Annotated in this window: 17 protein-coding genes; 5 read left to right on the forward strand and 12 right to left on the reverse strand. The window is 68.3% G+C overall.

What is annotated here, in order from left to right; genetic code table 11:
* Positions 1–7: 7 nt before the first annotated feature.
* On the forward strand, positions 8–880 hold the full coding sequence (locus BLU38_RS20370) for a LysR family transcriptional regulator (RefSeq protein ID WP_091527259.1): 873 nt from the start codon (positions 8–10) through the stop codon (positions 878–880).
* 12 nt (positions 881–892) lie between these two features.
* On the opposite strand, the gene BLU38_RS20375 is transcribed toward BLU38_RS20370, so the two are convergent.
* Both BLU38_RS20375 and BLU38_RS20380 read right to left on the reverse strand, forming a co-directional pair.
* A complete protein-coding gene (locus tag BLU38_RS20375) occupies positions 893–1,726 on the reverse strand; it encodes a methyltransferase domain-containing protein (RefSeq protein WP_172836191.1) in 834 nt (277 codons plus the stop codon).
* 233 nt (positions 1,727–1,959) lie between these two features.
* Positions 1,960–2,952 (reverse strand): aldo/keto reductase, encoded by a 993-nt coding sequence (locus BLU38_RS20380; protein ID WP_091527261.1) that lies wholly within the window; start codon positions 2,950–2,952, stop codon positions 1,960–1,962.
* Between the two features lie 118 nt (positions 2,953–3,070).
* On the opposite strand from BLU38_RS20380, the gene BLU38_RS20385 reads away from it, so the two are divergent.
* Genes BLU38_RS20385 through BLU38_RS20400 form a run of 4 tightly spaced genes read left to right on the forward strand, consistent with a single transcriptional unit; the run spans position 3,071 to position 6,874 of the window.
* A complete protein-coding gene (locus tag BLU38_RS20385) occupies positions 3,071–3,544 on the forward strand; it encodes a hypothetical protein (protein ID WP_091527262.1) in 474 nt (157 codons plus the stop codon).
* Positions 3,545–3,595: 51 nt separating this feature from the next.
* Positions 3,596–5,035 carry an adenosylhomocysteinase gene (ahcY, locus tag BLU38_RS20390; protein WP_091527263.1) on the forward strand — a complete coding sequence of 480 codons (1,440 nt, stop codon included), beginning with the start codon at positions 3,596–3,598 and terminating at the stop codon, positions 5,033–5,035.
* Between the two features lie 10 nt (positions 5,036–5,045).
* Positions 5,046–5,888 carry a phosphotransferase gene (locus tag BLU38_RS20395; RefSeq protein ID WP_197679794.1) on the forward strand — a complete coding sequence of 281 codons (843 nt, stop codon included), beginning with the start codon at positions 5,046–5,048 and terminating at the stop codon, positions 5,886–5,888.
* Complete coding sequence (locus BLU38_RS20400; protein ID WP_091527265.1) at positions 5,885–6,874, forward strand: small ribosomal subunit Rsm22 family protein; 990 nt, start codon at positions 5,885–5,887, stop codon at positions 6,872–6,874. Before BLU38_RS20395 ends, BLU38_RS20400 begins: the two co-directional genes overlap by 4 nt.
* Positions 6,875–6,955: 81 nt before the next feature.
* Here the strand turns inward: BLU38_RS20400 and BLU38_RS20405 are convergent, their stop codons facing one another.
* The 10 genes from BLU38_RS20405 to BLU38_RS20450 all read right to left on the reverse strand — a co-directional run bounded on the left by BLU38_RS20405 (position 6,956) and on the right by BLU38_RS20450 (position 17,661).
* Positions 6,956–7,660 (reverse strand): PIG-L deacetylase family protein, encoded by a 705-nt coding sequence (locus tag BLU38_RS20405; RefSeq protein ID WP_091527266.1) that lies wholly within the window; start codon positions 7,658–7,660, stop codon positions 6,956–6,958.
* Positions 7,661–7,723: 63 nt separating this feature from the next.
* Complete coding sequence (locus BLU38_RS20410) at positions 7,724–8,614, reverse strand: carbohydrate ABC transporter permease (RefSeq protein ID WP_231919954.1); 891 nt, start codon at positions 8,612–8,614, stop codon at positions 7,724–7,726.
* Positions 8,611–9,558 (reverse strand): carbohydrate ABC transporter permease, encoded by a 948-nt coding sequence (locus BLU38_RS20415; protein ID WP_091527267.1) that lies wholly within the window; start codon positions 9,556–9,558, stop codon positions 8,611–8,613. Before BLU38_RS20415 ends, BLU38_RS20410 begins: the two co-directional genes overlap by 4 nt.
* A gap of 10 nt (positions 9,559–9,568) precedes the next feature.
* On the reverse strand, positions 9,569–10,813 hold the full coding sequence (locus BLU38_RS20420; protein ID WP_231919955.1) for an ABC transporter substrate-binding protein: 1,245 nt from the start codon (positions 10,811–10,813) through the stop codon (positions 9,569–9,571).
* Between the two features lie 41 nt (positions 10,814–10,854).
* Positions 10,855–11,811 (reverse strand): GNAT family N-acetyltransferase, encoded by a 957-nt coding sequence (locus tag BLU38_RS20425; RefSeq protein ID WP_091527268.1) that lies wholly within the window; start codon positions 11,809–11,811, stop codon positions 10,855–10,857.
* 138 nt (positions 11,812–11,949) lie between these two features.
* The gene (locus BLU38_RS20430; protein ID WP_197679795.1) at positions 11,950–13,203 is read right to left on the reverse strand and encodes an exo-beta-N-acetylmuramidase NamZ family protein; all 1,254 of its coding nucleotides are present in this window, start codon (positions 13,201–13,203) and stop codon (positions 11,950–11,952) included.
* Positions 13,204–13,258: 55 nt separating this feature from the next.
* A complete protein-coding gene (locus BLU38_RS20435; RefSeq protein WP_091527269.1) occupies positions 13,259–15,244 on the reverse strand; it encodes a hypothetical protein in 1,986 nt (661 codons plus the stop codon).
* Between the two features lie 56 nt (positions 15,245–15,300).
* Positions 15,301–15,828 carry a SixA phosphatase family protein gene (locus BLU38_RS20440; RefSeq protein WP_091527270.1) on the reverse strand — a complete coding sequence of 176 codons (528 nt, stop codon included), beginning with the start codon at positions 15,826–15,828 and terminating at the stop codon, positions 15,301–15,303.
* A 55-nt stretch (positions 15,829–15,883) separates the two neighbouring features.
* Complete coding sequence (locus BLU38_RS20445; protein ID WP_091527271.1) at positions 15,884–17,083, reverse strand: FAD-dependent monooxygenase; 1,200 nt, start codon at positions 17,081–17,083, stop codon at positions 15,884–15,886.
* Positions 17,080–17,661 carry a TetR/AcrR family transcriptional regulator gene (locus tag BLU38_RS20450; RefSeq protein ID WP_197679796.1) on the reverse strand — a complete coding sequence of 194 codons (582 nt, stop codon included), beginning with the start codon at positions 17,659–17,661 and terminating at the stop codon, positions 17,080–17,082. The genes BLU38_RS20445 and BLU38_RS20450 overlap by 4 nt, the downstream gene beginning before the upstream one ends.
* Positions 17,662–17,676: the final 15 nt, after the last annotated feature.

A 17,676-nucleotide genomic window follows, 5' to 3' on the forward strand; every position in this document is an offset into this window, starting at 1 on the left:
TCGAGCCGTGGAACTGCGACAGCTGGAGCACTTCATCGCGGTGGCCTCGGAACAACACTTCACCCGGGCCGCCGAGGCGTTGGTGATCTCCCAGTCCGGCCTGTCGGCCTCGGTCCGTGCCCTCGAACACGAGCTCGGCACCCCGTTGTTCACCCGCAGCACCCGCCGGGTCGTGCTCACCCAGGCCGGCCAGGCCTTCCTGGAGGAGGCCCGCCGGACGGTCGCCAGCGCCGCCGCAGCGCGGAGCGCGGTGGACGCCGTACGGGGTGTGCTGGGTGGCACGCTGAGCATCGGCACCGAGCAGTGTCTCGGCGTGGTCGACCTCGGCCGCGAGCTGGCCCGCTTCCGCAAGGATCATCCCGGCGTCGAGGTCCGGCTCGGTTTCGAGGGGTCGGCCGAGTTGGTCGACCGGGTCGCCGCCGGACAGATGGACCTGGCGATGGTCGCCGAGTGCGGTGAGGCTCCTGCCGGCGTCCGCACCGTCCGGCTGTCCACCGAGTCGTTCGCCATCCTGTGCCATCCCGAGCATCGGTTCGCCGAGCTGAAGGGCGTCACGCTGGACGAGATCGCCGCCGAGCCACAGGTCGGCTTCCTGCCCGGCTGGGGTGCCCGGGTGCTCGCCGAACGTGCCTTCGCCGCAGCCGGTCTGCCGAGCCGGGTGACGATGGAGGTCAACGACGTGCACACCCTGCTCGACCTGGTCGGGCACGGGCTCGGCGTTGCCGTCGTCCCCGAACATTTCCGGCACAAGCGGCCGCAGACCCTGCGGACGGTGCCGATCAAGGGCGACGAGCTGGAGTGGAACGTCGCCATCGCGGTCCCCGAGCAGCCGGGCCCGGCCGGTCGGGTCCTGCTGGACCAGATCCTGCAGGCGGTCTGACCGACCAGCCCGTCAACCGGGCTTGCGAGCCAGGACGCCGTACATCGTCACCGAGCAGAAGGCCTCCCCGGCGTCGACGGCGCGGATCAGTTCGCTCTCGAAGTCGTCGGCCTCGTCGCGGGTCAGGGTGCCGTCGGCGATCGCCATCTCCAACTGGACGCGCAGCAGTTCCATGGCGCGCAGCGCCTCGTCGGACCAGACGATCAGGGTGCCGACGACGTCCGGATCGACCAGCAGACCGGCCCGGGCCAGTTGACAGCGCAGCAGCCGACCGGCCCGGGGATTGGGCAGCCGGCGGCGGAAGGCGGCGATCGCGCGGGCCACCACGCCGGGGCGGCCGACCGACACCACGAAGGTCTCCCAGTCGGTGTCGATCAGCACGACGCGGCCACCCGGTGTGAGGATGCGAGCGAACTCGTCGGCCGCAGCCTGCGGATCGTGCAGGTGTTGGAAGACCCGTTCGCAGGTCACCGCGTCCACCGATCCCGCGGCGAGCGGCAACGCGCCGGCGTCGCCGTCGATGATCCGGACCTGCTCCCGTCCGGCAGCCCGGCGCAGTGCGTGGCCGCGCAGCCCGGGATGCGGCTCGATTCCGTACGCCATCCCGTGTGCGCCGACCAGATCGGCCAGCTCCAGCAGCTCGGTGCCCAATCCGCAGCCGACATCGACCACCGTCTGACCGGGCCGTATCGACAGCTCGGCGCGGGCCCAGTCCCGGATCCGTCGGACGCCCGGCATCCGATCCTGGGTGCCGAGGATGTGCTCCAGCAGGTCGGTATCGGACGCGACCTCGGGTTCGGCGCGCTCGAACGACACCTGGTGCAGGACCGGCTCGGTATCGGTCATCGCGTCCTCCCCACGGTCCGACGGCTCGGTGTTCACCCTGCCGCCGCGATCCGGCTGTCGCATCCGTACTAGTACCGAATCTGCCGCGGGAGCACCGACAACGCAGGTTTGTGGCACGCAACGGCGAGAGCCGGACACGGAAAGGCAAAATCCCGCCCTCGGGCCTCGACGCGATGGTGAGCCCGGTGGTGCGTCGAGATCCGGGGGCGGGATGACCGTGGTGGTGAGTCAGCTCACCAGGCGTAGTCCTCCGGGGCGGTCTTGTGGCCCGGGAAGATCTGATCCAGTCGGTCCAGCGTGGACTGCTCCAGCTTGAGATCGACCGCTCGTACGGCGCTGTCCAGCTGATCGGCGGTCCGCGGTCCGATGATCGGGCCGGTGATGCCCGGCCGGTGCAGCAGCCAGGCCAGGCCGAGGTCGCCCGGCTCGACACCGAGGTCGGCGGCCAGGTTCTCGTATTCGGTCAGTGCGTCACGATGGCTCTCCAGCGCATCCTTGGCGCGACCCTCGTAGCGCCGTACGCCGTCGCGTTCCTTCTTCAGCACGCCACCGAGCAGGCCACCGTTCAGCGGCGACCACGGGATCACGCCGAGGCCGTAGTGCTGCGCCGCCGGGATCACCTCGCGTTCGATGTCGCGGACGATCAGGTTGTAGAAGGACTGCTCGCTGACCAGGCCGACGAAGTTGCGCTTCTCGGCGGCGGCCTGGGCCTGGGCGATGTGCCAACCGGAGAAGTTCGACGAGCCGACGTAGAGGATCTTGCCCTGACCGACGGCGACCTCGCAGGCCTGCCAGATCTCCTCCCACGGGGTTTCCCGATCGACGTGGTGGAACTGGATCAGGTCGATGTGGTCGGTCTGCAGCCGCTTCAGGCTCTCGTCGATGGCCCGGCGGATGTTCAGCGCGGACAGCCTGCCCGAGTTCGGCCAGCCGGCTTCCGGGGCACCCTCGTACGGCATGTCGCCGTAGAGCTTGGTGGCCAGCACGGTGCGCTCCCGCCGGCCGCCACCCTGGGCGAACCAGCTGCCGAGGATCTCCTCGGTCTTGCCGACGCTGACCTGCCGGCCGTAGACGTTGGCGGTATCGAAGAAGTTGATGCCGACACCGTGCGCGGTGTCCATGATCTTGTGCGAGTCGGACTCCGACGTCTGCGGACCGAAATTCATCGTGCCCAGGCAGAGTCGCGAGACGGAGAGGCCGGTACGGCCCAGATGCGTGTACTCCATGACGAGCAGCCTTCCGCAGCCCGATCGATTAGTCCAACAGTGAAAAGTGCTGGAATTCAGAACCCGTATCGATCACCGGACGGCCGCACCTGGACCGCGGACCGGGCACCCTGGAGGGATGCGACCTCCGTTGCCGCGTCTGACCGCGGTCCTGCTGCTGCTGGCGATGACGGCAGGCTGTGCGCTGGTCGACGGCAGGTCCGAGGTCGGTCGGCTGCTCACCTCGTGGTCACAGGCCGACGACCAGCGGATCACCACGGTGTCGATCGACGGCACGGTGGTGCTGGCCGACGATGCGGACCGGCAGCGATTTCTGGACCGGTTGCCCGACGAGTTGGACCGGTCCGCGGTCGAGGCGGCCGACCTGGACAGCGGCTTCCTGGTGCTCGGCGGCTACGGCAAATGCATGCAGCGCAGCCGGGTCTGGATGGACACCGATCGGACCGCGGTCTGGTTCGAGGTCTATGTGCCGCGCAAGCTCGAAGGCGTCAACTGCGGCTGGTCGCCGTTCACCATCGACGTCTGGCTGGTGCCGCGGGAAGAATTGCGGACGACACCTGCCGACCGGCTGCGGAACGGCGAACCCGGCTGAACCGGATGTTCCGAGTTCCGATATACGCGCGCGCGGCTTAGGGTGACACCCATGGATTATCGCGTCGCAGATCTGAGCCTGGCCGACTACGGCCGCAAGGAGATCACCCTCGCCGAGCACGAGATGCCCGGCCTGATGGCCATGCGGGCCGAGTTCGGGGACAGCAAGCCGCTGACCGGCGCTCGGATCGCCGGATCGATCCACATGACGGTGCAGACCGCGGTGCTGATCGAGACCCTGACCGCGCTCGGTGCCGAGGTGCGCTGGGCCAGCTGCAACATCTTCTCCACCCAGGACCACGCGGCCGCCGCCGTCGTCGTCGGCAAGGACGGCACGCCCCAGGATCCGAAGGGCGTTCCGGTGTTCGCCTGGAAGGGCGAGTCGCTGGAGGAGTACTGGGAGTGCACCGAGCAGATCTTCAACTGGGGTGACGCCGTCCCCAACATGATCCTGGACGACGGCGGCGACGCAACGCTGCTGGTGCACAAGGGTGTCGAGTACGAGAAGTCCGGCACGGTTCCCGAGCCCGGCGCCGACGACCCGGAGGAGCTCGGCGTCATCCTGGCGCTGCTGAAGAAGTCGATCGGCTCCGGCAAGTCCCGCTGGGTGGAGATCGGCTCGGCCATCCAGGGCGTCACCGAGGAGACCACCACCGGCGTCCACCGGCTGTATGAGATGGCCCGCGAGGGGTCGCTGCTGTTCCCGGCGATCAGCGTCAACGACTCGGTCACCAAGTCCAAGTTCGACAACAAGTACGGCTGCCGGCACTCGCTGGTCGACGGCATCAACCGGGCCACCGACGTGCTGATCGGCGGCAAGGTCGCGGTGGTCTGTGGGTACGGCGACGTCGGCAAGGGCAGCGCGGAGTCGCTGCGCGGCCAGGGCGCCCGGGTGATCGTCACCGAGATCGACCCGATCTGCGCGCTGCAGGCGGCGATGGACGGCTACCAGGTGACCACCCTGGAGGAGGCGCTGCCGTACGGCGACATCTTCATCACCACCACCGGTTGCCTCGGTGTGATCACCGCCGACCAGATGAGCCGGATGAAGCATCAGGCCATCGTCGGCAACATCGGCCACTTCGACAACGAGATCGACATGGCCGGGCTGGCCAAGATCGCGGGCGTCGAGCGGGTCGAGATCAAGCCGCAGGTGCACGAGTGGACCTTCGAGGCCGGCACCGACAAGGCGCACTCGATCATCGTGCTGAGCGAGGGCCGGCTGCTCAACCTGGGCAACGCCACCGGTCACCCGAGCTTCGTGATGAGCAACTCCTTCACCAACCAGGTGCTGGCCCAGATCGAGCTGTTCACCAAGCCCGACGAATACCCGACCGAGGTCTACACGTTGCCCAAGGCGCTGGACGAGAAGGTCGCCCGACTGCACCTGGATGCGCTCGGCGTCAAGCTCACCGAGCTGACCAAGACCCAGGCCGACTACCTCGGCGTTCCGGTCGAGGGCCCGTACAAGCCGGAGCTGTACCGCTACTGATCTCCCAACTGTGGTGAAGAAGTACGTCGAACCGCCGGGCAACGGTGCTGAGATTCCGTTGCTCGGCGGTGACGTCACCGAGGGGCTGGTCCGGGTCGGTGACACCGTCCGCCGTCCACCGGTCGACAACTCGCCACTGGTGATCGCCGTGCTTGATCATCTGGAAGCGGTCGGCTTCGCCGGTGCGCCGCGCTTCCTCGGCGTCGACGACGCCGATCGACTCGTGCTGAGCTACCTCGACGGTGAGGTCGCGGGCCGTCCCCGGCCGGACTGGATCGCCGATCAGGATCGCCTGCAGTCGGTCGCCCGGCTGCTGCGATCCTTCGACGACGCCATGATCGACTTCGGATTGCCCGACATCACCGGCGAGATCAATCCCGACCCGCCCGGGATCCCACCGCCCCGCAGCTATCCCGCGACGTTCATCGGGCATCGCGACGTGACACCGGAGAACGTCGTCTTCCGCGACGGCCGCGCCGTCGGTCTGATCGATTTCGACCTGGCCCGGCCGTCGACCCGGATGCAGGAGGTCCAGGGGGCGCTGGTCTACTGGGCGCCGATCGCCGACCCGGCCGATCGTGATCGGCTGCTGCAGGACGTGGACGTGTTCGCCCGGGCGCGCACCTTCGTCGACGCGTACGGGCTTGATGATCATGATCGCGCCGATCTGGTCGAGGACCTGCGCTACGGCACCGAACGGTCCTGGCATCTGATGCGCGATCGGGCCGAGCGGCTCGGCGGTGGCTGGGCGCGGATGTGGGACGACGGCATCGGAGACCAGATCCGGCGTCGCGGCAGCTGGCTCGAGGAGCACGGTGAGCGGCTGACCGCCGCGTTGGTCGAGGGTCGATGACAGAGCTGCCCGGCGATCTCGCGCAGGCGCTGGTCCGCGAGACCCGGCGCAGTAACCATGATCAACTCGGCAGCACCACCGGACGGTTGATCGACCGCTATCAGGCCGACCGGCCGGCCCGGCCGGGGGAACCGATCATGGCCGGCGACCTCGAGGCCCGCGCCTACGCCGCCTACCGGATGCCGGCGACCTACGCGGCCATCGCCGCCGTCCTTGATCAACTTCCGGACGCCGGCGAGATCGGCAGCCATCTGGATGTCGCGGGCGGCACCGGGGCGGCGTTGTGGGCGGTTGCCGACCGGTGGCCACGGCTGCACACCCAGACCGTGCTGGAGCAGGCACCGGCTGCGATCGCGCTGGGGCAGCGGTTGGCGGCGGCCGCCGACCAGCGTTCGGTCCGGGGAGCGCGCTGGCAGCCGACGGTGCTGACCGGCGCGACGACCCTGCCGACGGCGGACGTGATCACCGTCGGCTACCTGCTCAGCGAGATCGAGCCGGTCCTGCAGCAGCAGGTGGTGGCCGCCGCTGCCGCCGCAGCCGGACAGCTGTTGATCATCGTCGAGCCCGGCACCAAGAACGGCTATCGACGGATCATCGCCGCCCGGGATCAGCTGATCGCCGCCGGGATGCGGATCATCGCCCCCTGCCCGCATGATCACCGCTGTCCGTGGAGCGGTCAGGATCGGGACTGGTGTCACTTCGCTGCCCGGGTGAATCGCAGCGCAACCCATCGACGCGCCAAGGGTGCCGAGCTCGGCTACGAGGACGAGAAGTTCAGCTATCTGGTGGCGGTGCCGGCCGCGTCACCGCTCCGCCCTGCCGCCGGCCGGGTGCTGCGGCACCCGCGGCAGCCGAAGGGGCGAGTGCTGCTGGAGGTCTGCCGATCCGCCGGCGACATCTCCGACCTCACCGTCGCCAAACGCGACGCTGGTGACTACAAGGCCGCCCGACGTACCGACTGGGGCGATCCCTGGCCCCCCACCTGACCCGTTCCCGCGCACTTTTGCTGTCCCCGCGCACGTCCTACTCTCCGCGAGGCCATCAAAAGTGCGCGGCAAGGGGGCGGGTCAGGGGCCGGCCAGCGTCTGGGACGCCGAGCCGGCCTGCTTGAACGCTGCCGCCCGGCTGTGGCCGGCCAGGCAGCCGCGCATCGTCAGCAACGCCGTGTAGTAGTCGATGTAGCGGAAACCGTAGGTCTCACCCCGGGCGAAGGCCTGGCCCTGGATCGCTGCCCGCCACACCTCGAACGGCTCGTCGGGGATCGGCACGTACGTGTCGGGGACGAATCCGTCGGCATCCTCCCAGTTCTCCGCATGCAGGAAGCGGCCGATCCCGTGGCGCGGAGCATCCGTCGGCAGCGTCCCGTCGTCGGTCGGCAGCGAGGCCAGGAAGCGGGCCCGTTCGGCGAGCTGGGCGGCGTGTTCATGATCACGATGAATGCTCCGGTTCCAATGGGCGATCAACACGTCCGGAGTGGTCTCGCGGATCAGCGCGGCCAGCCGACCGGCGACCTCGTCGGTGACCTCCAGGAAACCGTCACTGATGTCGAAGACGTGGAACTCGGCACCGATCGCGTCGGCGAACGCCTTGCCTTCGTCGACCTTCTGCACCCGGTAGTCGTCCGGAGTCATCCTGGGATGCCCGCGTTCGCCGTAGGTGAGGGCGACGATGATCGCCCGGCCGCCGTCCAGGACGGTCTTGGCCAGGGTCGGTCCGGCGGTCAGATCCATGTCGCCGATGTGTCCGCCGACGGCGAGCACCGTGCTACTCATCGAAGTCGTCCTTCTGTTGGGTGTTGGTGGTATCTCGGGTCAAGATCATTTTCGGGCTCAAGATCATTTCATGCCCGACATCACGATGCCGCGGACGTAATAGCGCTGGAAGGCCAGGAACACCACCAGCACCGGGATGGTGCTGATCACCAGGCCGGCCATCACGATCGGCATCGTGCGGTTGGGGTCCAGGAATCCTTGCAGGAGTTGGACGCCGACCGGCAGGGTCATCAGGTCAGGGTTGGCCGAGGAGATCAGCAGGGTCCAGATGTATTCGTTCCACTGCCCGACGAAGGTGATCAGCGCGAGCGTGGTGGCCACCGGCCGGATCTGCGGCAGGATGATCCGCAGCCAGAGTTGGAACTCGCCGGCGCCGTCGATCCGGGCCGCCTCGAGCAGCTCGTCGGGGATGCCGATCATGAACTGCCGGACCAGGAAGATGCCGAACCCGTTCACCGCGAACGGCAGGATCAGCGACACGATGCTGGTGGTCATGCCACCGTCGCCGCCCCGGCCGAGGAGGTTGTTGCCGCCGACCAGCGGCCAGTTCAGCATGATCATGAAGTCCGGGATCAGCAGCAGGAACGGCGGCAGCATCATGGTGGCCAGGATGAACCGGAACAGCACCGAACGACCGCGGAAGCGGAGCTTGGCCAGTGCGTAGCCGGCCATGCTGGAGGTGATCAACACCAACAGGGTGACCGAGACGGTGACGATCACACTGTTGGCGAACAGCCGGCCAAGATCGAGTTGGGAGAAGGCGAGTCGATAGTTCTCCAGATCGAAATTCTTCGGCAGCAGGTGATAGGGCAACAGCCCGTACTCGTCGGGTCCCTTGAACGAACTCATCACCATGTCCAGGAAGGGCAGCACCATGGTGACACCGCCGGCGATCACCACCAGATAGGCCAGCCAGCCCAGCCGCAACCGGCGACTGCCCGCAAACCTGCTCACGACGTCTCCTCCCCGCCGAGCCGGGCGATCCAGAGCTGGATCAGGGTGATCACGAAGATGATCACGAACAGCACCATCGCCATCGCGCTGGCCGTTCCCCAGGCGCCGAATTTGAACGCCTGCTGATACATCTCGAAGGCGGCGACGTTGGTGGAGTTGATCGGTCCGCCGTCGGTGGTCATCACGATGATCAGCGCGAAGGACTGCAGACCGCCGATGAACTGGGTGATCAGCACGAACAGCAGCGACGGCCGTAGCAGCGGCAGGGTGATCTGCAGGAAGGTGCTGAAGGTCCCGGCGCCGTCCAGTGCCGCGGCCTCGTAGTAGGTCTGGTCGATGCCCTTCAGGCCGGCGGTCAGGATCAGGACCGCGGTGCCGATCGAAGCCCAGGCTTGGACCACGGCCACCGACGGCAGGGCGATGTCGGGATCGCTGAGAAAGCCGATCGAATTGACGCCGAGGCGGTTCAACAGTCCGTTGATCAACCCGGCCGGCTGATACATCATCTTCCAGACGTTGCCGATCGCGACCACGGTGGCGACCACCGGCAGGAAGTAGACGGCCCGCCAGAATCCCTGGAACCGCAGCCGGTCGATACAGCCGGCGACGATGATCGCACCGACGGTCGCCATCGCCACCGCGCCGATCGCGAACAGCAGCGTGTTGACCAGGATCGGCGCGACGAAGGTGCTCCGCGGGCTGAGGATCTCGGCGAAGTTGTGCAGCCCGGTGAAGTCGATCCGGGACAGGTCGAAGCCGGTCCAAGTGGAGAACGCCAGTACGGCGGCGAAGCCGAACGGCAGCACCAGGAACACGGCGAAGAAGGCCAGTGCCGGCGTCAGGAACGCCCAGGCGGCCCGGCGTTCCCGGCGCAGCGCGATCGGCAGGCCGCGCGACCGCTGGGTGGTCTCGGTGCCGGCTCGGGCACCGGTCAGGGCAACCATGGTCTGCTGCTCACTCCCGGACATCGATCTGGTCGGCCGCCGTGCCCAACGTCTGCGCCGGTGGGGTCTGCTGCACCAGCGTCGTCATCAGCTGGGTGTGCAGGTCGGTCTTGGACTGGTAGGCGCCGGTGACGCTGGGCTCGGCCATCGCGTAGTCGATCGCCTCGTAGACGGGCTTCAGGTTGGGATCGTCCAGCGAACCGGCGAGCTGCTGCGCGTCGTCGGTGCGGGTCGGCAGCTCGCCCATCCCGGTCATCATCGCGTCCATCCCGGTGATGCCCTTCGCCGTCCGATGGGAGTTCAACCACTGCAGGAACTCCCAGCTGGCGGCTTGGTGCTTGCTCCGTGCGTTGACGCCGAGGAAGAAGCCGTAGGCCAGCGATCCGTGCTGCCCGGCACGTGGTCCCGGGATCGGCGCGGTGCCGACGTCGGCGTAGTCCTCGCCCATCTGGGCCTTCAGGCTGCCTAGCCACCAGCCGGCCTGGATGGCCATCGCGACCCGGCCGGTGGGGAACTGCTGGCCCGGCGAGATCTCCGGGTGACTGACGCCGGCTGCGACAAGATCATTTTCCAGCTGCAGCGCCGACCGACCGGTCTCGTTGTCGAATGCGGCCCGGCCGTTGTCGTCCAGGAACTGGCCTCCGGCCGAATCCAGCAGCGACAGATAGGGATGCACGCTCTCGTTGTCGCCGTCCTGGATCAGCGAGATGCCCTCGGTCGTGACGTTGCCGGCGCGGTCCTTCCGGCTGACCTTCTTGGCGACCTGTTTCAGCTCGTCCCAGGTCCGCGGTGGCCGGCTGATCCCGTTCTCGGCGAAGATCTTCTTGTTGTAGAACAACACATAGGTGTTCAGCTCGGTCGGATAACCGTAGATCCGTCCATCGGTGCCGGTCACGGCGCCACGGGCTGCGGTGTTGTAGTTCTGCTGGATGTCGTCGGCGACAGCTGCCGGCGGCCGGGCCAGCACACCGGATGCGGCAAGGTTGCCGCCCCACAGCCCGTACGCACTGAGGATGTCTGCTCCGCGGCCACCGGTCTGACGGACGTTGAGCGTTGTCAGCAGATCGGTGAAGTTGACGTACTCGTTGCGGACCTTGATGTCGTCGTGGGCGGCGTTCCACCGATCGACCATCTTCTGCAGCTCGGTCTTGGACGGATCGCTGCCGTAGTGACTGAGGATCGTCAGCGTCACCGGTCCGTCGCCGTCGTCGGTCCGTCCGACGGTGCAGCCGGTCATCGCGACGATCATGATCATCGCGATGATCATCACACCCCGACCACGGCGGCCAGACGTGATCATGAGCTCGGTGCGGTCCGCCGCATCACGGTGAAGGTCCGAGTGATGTCGAAGCCGGACTTCAGGTAGAGCCGGCCGGCGGCCGAGGTCGGTTCGGTCCACAGGAACCAGGCACTGTGCGCTCCGGCGGCCCGCATTTGCTCCAGGGTCAGGTGCAGCAGCACCTTGCCCAGCCCGAGTCCGCGGCTGGCCGGCAGGACACCGAACGGCCCGAAGCGTTCGATGACGTGCTCGTAGGTGCCGAACATCGCCCAGCCGAGCGGGTTGCCGTCCGGATCCCAGGCCATCATGATCCGGTCCAGCGGCATCCCGTCCAGCACGGCCTCCCGGATGCCGCGGGCCCAGTCGGCGTTGAACTCCGCACCGGCGATGTCGATCAGGCCGACCAGTTCGTCATCGGTCGGCGGGCCGAACCGGTATCCGGACCCACGCTGCCGATCGATCAGGGCGACGACGTCGTCGGGGATCCGATAGTCCTGCAGCGAGGCATCCATCGCAACGCAGCGGTACTGGGTCTCGAAGCCGAGGGCACGCAGCAGCCGGTCGGCTGCTGGGTAGCGGTCGGCGTCCAGGCCGGGCAGGAAGTAGTTCGGCGTGTAGGAGCTGAAGTAGGTCGTGCTGCGGCCGAGATCGGCCAGCCAGTCCAGTGCCGACTGCAGCAACTGCCGGCCGACGCCGTGGCCCCGATGATCGGGATGCACGAAGAAGAAGGGGATCCAGCCCGCGTCCGGCTGCAGATCGTCACCGCTCTCCGGGATCAGCCGACGGACCGCGTACGCAGCGCCGACCACGGTGCCGTCGACCTCGGCGATCTTGAGACCGGCGGGGTCGAAGCTGCGGTCGAGCAGGAACATGTCGCGGAAGCGGCGATACCCGATCGGGTCCTGCGGCGCCGACCTGGTCCAGCAGGAGGCGAGGTCTGGACCGTCTCCGGCGCGGAACGAACGGATGATCATTCCGGGGACTGTATTGATGCCACTCCGCTCGGGCAAGAAGTATCCCGCCGTCCGAGACAAGTGGTGAATATTTACCTCGGGTCGGCAGTGCCCTGAGAGCTCAGGGGCCTTCGACAGGCTCAGGAGCCTTCCACGGGCTCAGGAGCCTTCGACGGGGCCAGGGTCCTCGTCGTACAGCAGGACGCCACGGTCGGCCCAGTCGAGGGGCGAAGCCGGCTGGCCGTCGAGCAACCCGAGGAGAGGACGCCGGTCGGCGATCCGCTGTCGAAGCTCGGCGCTGCCCCACAGCCGGTCCAGGGCGTGCGACTCGCCGGGGTTGTCGACGCCGGCGCCGGGCTCGCGCAGCCCGAACTCGGGGTACAGCGAGCCGAGGATCTCCATCATGATCAAGGTCGTCTCGATCGGCCGGTAGCTGTCCCGGTCGATGACATGCAGTCCGACCCCGCGGCAGCCGGTGCCGGCATACTTGGAGAAGGTGGGGACGAACGACACGTCCCGCCAGAGCACGCCGGGCAGCCGCCGTTCCCGGAGCGCCGCGGTGAGCCGACCGTCGATCCACGGCGCGCCGAATGTCTCGAACGGGGTCGTGGTCCCGCGGCCCTCGCTGAGGTTGGTTCCTTCGAACAGGCAGCTTCCGACGTAGCTGATCGCGGTCTGCAGGGTCGGGATGTTCGGCGACGGCGGCACCCACACCAGCCCGGTCCGATCGAAATGATCGGAGCGTCGCCAGCCGGTCATCGGCACGGTCGAGAGCCGGGCCGGTCGGCCGGCCACTGCAGCGATCTCCTGATCATTGAGGTGCCGGGCGAGTTCGGCCAGCGTGAGTCCGTGCCGGATCGGGATCGGCACCCGGCCGACGAAGCTGGCGTAGCCGCGGTCCAGGCTGGCACCGCCGGCGCGGACCCCGCCGATCGGATTCGGCCGGTCCAGGATGATCACCGGACGCTCGGTCGTCGCGGCAGCGATCATCAGGTCGTACAGGCTCCACAGGTAGGTGTAGAACCGGGCGCCGATGTCCTGCAGGTCGATGATCACGGCCTCGACCTCGGAGGCGTCGAGCAGTTCGGTGAGTTGCGGCCCGGTGCGCAGATAGCTGTCGAAGACCGGAAGTCCGGTGTCGGGATCGAGGTCCTGATCTTCGCTGAAGCCGGCCTGCGCGGAGCCGCGGAGGCCGTGCTCGGGACCGAACAGCGCGGTCAGCCGGACCCCGGCGCGGAGCAGGCCGACCCCGGTCGGTGTCAGATCGGACAGCACGCCGGTGTAGTTGGTGAGCAGCCCATAGCGGCGTCCCGGATCGCCGAGCAGGGCCGGATCGCTCGCCACCCGGTCCGCTCCGGTACGTACCCGGGCATCGGCCTCGACGGAGTTGTTGATCATGGTCGGCTCGATCATGACCGGACAACCTACCGGCAGTTCGAAGTCGGCCGCCCGGAGGGTTGGCCCGCCGTCACTGCCTCCACAGGATCTTGTCGCCGACCTCGTTGCGGTAGGAGACCTTGTCCTGACCGCCGGTGTAACTCATCGCCCGGAAGCCGACATCGCCCTCGACACACTCGCCCGATGCGAGGGTTCGGCGCGGCAGTTCGGTGCTGGTCGTCGTCCGCTGACCGGTCGCATACCCGTCGTAGAAGGCGAAGTCCGACGGTGAGACCCGGCGGCGGACGTCGGCCGGCGCGCCGTCGGCATCGGTGTCCTTCCCGGCGCAGAACCGCACGTGCACTCGTACCGTGGCGTCATGGTCGTGCACCACCGGATCGACTTCGGTGACGGTGATCACGGTGCCGTTGCTGAGCTTGGCGGACTCGCCGACGGAGGTGTCGAGGTCGATCGGATCGTCGGTGGCGAGTTGCTGGGCGACCGCAGCGCCGATCAACACCGCCATCACCAGGATCGGGCCGACGAAGGCGAACACCCACAGCCGTTTTGCTCGACGGATCGCTTGCCGATGGGTCTCGATGTCGATCGGGCTGGTCGCAACGCGCAGGACGGGGACGTCGCGGAGCCGATCGTCGAGTTGCCGCTGCAATTTCTGCGATCCGCGGAAGCCCGACACCATCAGGTCGAGCGAACGCAGCGCGCGGTCCACGATCGTGGTCCGTCCGGCAGGATCGGCGATCACCAGACCCGCGTCGTTCAGGTCGATCTGCTGGAACACCGCCGGCACCTTGCGGCCGTCGACGTTGCCGTTCTGGTAGGTCGTCAGCGTCCGTCGGCCGATCCGCACATCTGCCACCGCCGTCGAGTAGCCGGCCGTCAGCCGTTGTCTACCCCAGGAATGGAAGGTCTTGCCCTTCTCCGGAGGCAACTGCTCCCGCAGCATCGGGAACGCCTCCGGCGCCGGTCGGCCGGCAACGAGGGCCAGGTGCACCCCGTCCGAACCGGATCGCAGGGCCTGCCGGACACCGGCGACGGTCGGTGCTGCGTCGTCCAGCCCGAGGGTCCGGCTTCGGCGCGCCCAGCCGGGACTGACGTCCATGGCGACCGACAGCAACTCGGTCTCGATCTGCTCGTCCGAGGCGGTCGTCAGGTCGTCGATCAGCAGCGGCAGGATCCGCTCCCGGTCCTGCGGTGACTGCGCCGCTGCGTTGCCGATCGCCAGATAGTGCTCACTGCGCATCCCGGCCAGGTTCACGAAGGTGTCCCGGCCGGTCGCGTTCACCGCCTCGAAGGTGTTGCCGGACCGAGTCGCGATCAGCTGTGCGGCGACCAGGCCGTCCAACGTCGACGGCAAGGAGGTGGACAGCATCAGCTGATCGTTCGGGGCGGGCAGGCTGCCCCGGCGGGTGTTCGCCGCCAGCGGCGGGCCACCGTCGGCCGGTGCGGCCGGCACGGTCGGCGCGACGAATCCCGGCCGACCGCCGTTGCCGGGGCCGGTGGCCGTCCCGAGCAGCAGTTCGGAGGTGGTGAAGAAGGTGCAGCGGACCTGGCCGGCAGCGGGGTCCAGCTCGGTCAGTCGGCGGTGCGCCGCAGCGGCCAGGTCGGTGGTGACGTCCTCCAGAGCGTTCAGGGCGAGCGCATCCAGCCCGTAGCGGACGGTGCGGTCGGTGGGCCACGGGAACGGCTGGGCGGGCAGCGGGCCCTGGTCCTCCTCGATCCGCGGTGCGGCGAAGAGCAGCGCGAGTCCCTGCCAGGCCGCGGTCAGCACGTCGACACTGCCGGCCACGGTGAACGTGCTGGTGTCCGAGCCGACCACGGCTTCGACCTCGGCGGTGCCGACTCCACCGCCCGGCAGCTCGATCGGTCGTCGGAGTTCGCTGCGGATGACGGCCGCCGCACACCGCAGGGACCCGAGGTCGGTGAGCGGCTCGTCCGCTGCGCCGTACCCGAAGGTCACGCCGAGGACGTACGTCGGCGCGGACGGTCCGCTCTGCTGGCCCTCGGGTGGCTCGATGAGCTGCCAGTCGAAGCCGTCGCGATGCACCCACGTGAACACGGGCGTCAACCTACTTCAGCCGGATGCCAGCCGGCGGGCGTCGGCCGGCCGGCCGATCAGGACGGTTTCTTGCCCCGCGGGACGTCGAAACCGAGCAGCTCGGCGGATTGCTTGGCCAGCTCGGGCCAGTCGCCGCGATAGGACAGCGTGGCCAGTCCGCTGGTCGGATACTTGGTGTCCATCCGGTTCCACAGGTCCTTGTTGCCCTTGCGGGGAGCCAGTTTCTCCACCAGGTCGGGGATACCGGGGGAGTGACCGATCATCAGGACGGTGTGCACCTCGTCCGGGGTCTTGCGGAGCACCTTCATCAGTTCGTGGGCGACTGCCTCGTACAGGTGGTCGTCGTAGCTGACCTCGGACGCCTTCGCACCGGCCTTCTCCGCCCGCTCCCAGGTCTCCCGGGAGCGCAGCGCCGTCGAGCACCAGACCAGGTCGGGTCGGATCTCGTTGTCGAGCAGGTGTTCAGCCACCGCGATGCTGTCCCGGCGTCCGCGTTTGGACAGTGGTCGTTCATGATCAGGTACGTCGAGTCCCCACGCCGACTTCGCATGGCGCAGGAGAACGATCGTGCGTTTGACCGCCATGGGACCCACGGTACGCAGCTTCGGTTGACGGAAGGTTACGAACGGCCGGTCGCGATCATCCCGGTCGGCGTACGTCGAAGGCGTCGGCGTCCCGCAGGTTCGTGATCACCGCACTCGACGTGCCGCCGATGATTCCGGCGAGCCGCCGCTCCACGATCGGAAGTCTCGACAGGCGTAGCGCGGCACGTCGAACCAGGAGTTGGATGGTGTTCTCGGGCAGGAACCATCGCACGGCGTCCCGGGCCGACCGTTGCTTGTCTTCGACCAGTGGGCGCCAGAGCGCTTCGTAGCCGGCCAGCCCGTCGGCGACGGAGCGGGCCCGGAACAGCTGCTCGGCCAGCAGGTAACCGCCGGCGACGCCGAGCGAAGCGCCGAGCCCGGCCAACAGCGAGACCGCGTAGCCGGCGTCTCCGACCAGCACCACCCGTCCTCGACTCCACTGCGGAACGATCGCCTGGGCGACCAGGTCGTAGTACATCTCCCGGGGTGGCGGGCAGGACTGCAGGACGGCAGGGGCGACCCAGCCGAGCTCGGCGTAGATGTCGCGGACGGCGGCTCGCGGATCCTGCGGAAGGGTCGGATCCGCTGTCCGGTGCACGGCGTACGTGGCCACCCGCCCGTCGCGCAGCCCGTACAGACCCAGTTGACGGCCGACAGTGTCGGTCAGACAGAACCGTCCGCCGATCTCGGCGTAGATCGCCGGATCGTCGAACACGAAGGCGGCGGTCTGGTAGCCGAGGTAGCGCAGGTAGTCGACCTCGGGCCCGAACACCTGCTCCCGAACGGTGGAGTGGATGCCGTCGGCGCCGACCAGCAGATCACCGGTCAGGGTGCTCCGATCGGCCAGCATCACCGTGACCTGATCGACGCGGTCGACAACGCCGGTGACCCGGGCACCGTACCGGAGTTCGACCGACGGCGGCAGGTTCTCCCGGAGCACACGTTCCAGGTCCGGGCGCATCAGGTCCAGTCGCGGGGCCTCGGCTGCGAACCGGGCGGGATCGACACCGGCCCGGCGCCGGCCACGGTCGTCCAGCAACACTGCCTCGTCCAGGTCGTAGGAGATCGCCGAGACGGCAGGCAGCAGCCCCATCGCCTCGATCGCGTCGTAGCCGGGTCCGAAGAAGTCGATCATGTAGCCCTGCTCACGCGGGACGCGGGAACGCTCCAGCAGCACCACCTGGAAACCGCGGACTGCAAGTCGGTTGGCCAGGGCCAGTCCGGCGATGCCGGCGCCACAGATCAGGATCTTCATCGATCCTCCTGCTCAGTGGTCGCGACCAGGCGGCGCAGCACGGCGGCCGTCGCCGGACGCGGCAGTTCGACCCCCAGCGCCCGTTGCAGCACCAGTCCGTCGAGCGACGCGGCGACGACGGCGGCCGTCTCGTGCGGGTCCGACACCCGATGCTCGGCGAGCCAGTCGCCGAACCGGATCCGGAATCCGTCCAATGCTGCTCGAAGATCTGCCCGCAACTGCTGGTCGCGGGTGCCGGCCAGGGTGGATTCGACGGCGACCAGTGTCGAGTCGTCCCGCCCGGTGTAGCGGTCGGCGGCAGCGAAGATCGCGTCGATGACCTCGGCCGGTGTGTGCGCGGTCGCCAGCAGCCGGTCCAGCTCGGCCACACCGCGACCGATCATCTCCAGGACCGCCTCGTTGAGCAGGGCCCGCATCGACGAATAGTGATAGTGCACGACACTCGGCGTCACGCCGGCCCGTTCGGCCAGCAGACGGGTGCTGACGGCGGACCAGCCCAGCTCGGCGATGAGCTCGACCGCGGCCGCCAGCAGGCGTTGCCGGACGGCCTCTCCACGGGCCACGGAAGTTGTGCTCACGGCGCTCCTTCGATC

The sequence above is a fragment of the Microlunatus soli genome (genome assembly GCF_900105385.1).
Lineage (GTDB): Bacteria > Actinomycetota > Actinomycetes > Propionibacteriales > Propionibacteriaceae > Microlunatus > Microlunatus soli.

Bases quoted from the DNA above. Each gene is read 5' to 3' on its own strand.
- ahcY (WP_091527263.1), top strand. From the start codon at position 3,596: ATGGATTATCGCGTCGCAGATCTGAGCCTGGCCGACTACGGCCGCAAG.
- BLU38_RS20420 (WP_231919955.1), bottom strand. From the start codon at position 10,813: ATGATCATGATCGTCGCGATGACCGGCTGCACCGTCGGACGGACCGAC.
- BLU38_RS20375 (WP_172836191.1), bottom strand. From the start codon at position 1,726: ATGACCGATACCGAGCCGGTCCTGCACCAGGTGTCGTTCGAGCGCGCC.
- BLU38_RS20405 (WP_091527266.1), bottom strand. From the start codon at position 7,660: ATGAGTAGCACGGTGCTCGCCGTCGGCGGACACATCGGCGACATGGAT.
- BLU38_RS20425 (WP_091527268.1), bottom strand. From the start codon at position 11,811: ATGATCATCCGTTCGTTCCGCGCCGGAGACGGTCCAGACCTCGCCTCC.
- BLU38_RS20430 (WP_197679795.1), bottom strand. From the start codon at position 13,203: ATGATCGAGCCGACCATGATCAACAACTCCGTCGAGGCCGATGCCCGG.
- BLU38_RS20415 (WP_091527267.1), bottom strand. From the start codon at position 9,558: ATGGTTGCCCTGACCGGTGCCCGAGCCGGCACCGAGACCACCCAGCGG.
- BLU38_RS20380 (WP_091527261.1), bottom strand. From the start codon at position 2,952: ATGGAGTACACGCATCTGGGCCGTACCGGCCTCTCCGTCTCGCGACTC.
- BLU38_RS20440 (WP_091527270.1), bottom strand. From the start codon at position 15,828: ATGGCGGTCAAACGCACGATCGTTCTCCTGCGCCATGCGAAGTCGGCG.
- BLU38_RS20445 (WP_091527271.1), bottom strand. From the start codon at position 17,083: ATGAAGATCCTGATCTGTGGCGCCGGCATCGCCGGACTGGCCCTGGCC.
- BLU38_RS20400 (WP_091527265.1), top strand. From the start codon at position 5,885: ATGACAGAGCTGCCCGGCGATCTCGCGCAGGCGCTGGTCCGCGAGACC.
- BLU38_RS20385 (WP_091527262.1), top strand. From the start codon at position 3,071: ATGCGACCTCCGTTGCCGCGTCTGACCGCGGTCCTGCTGCTGCTGGCG.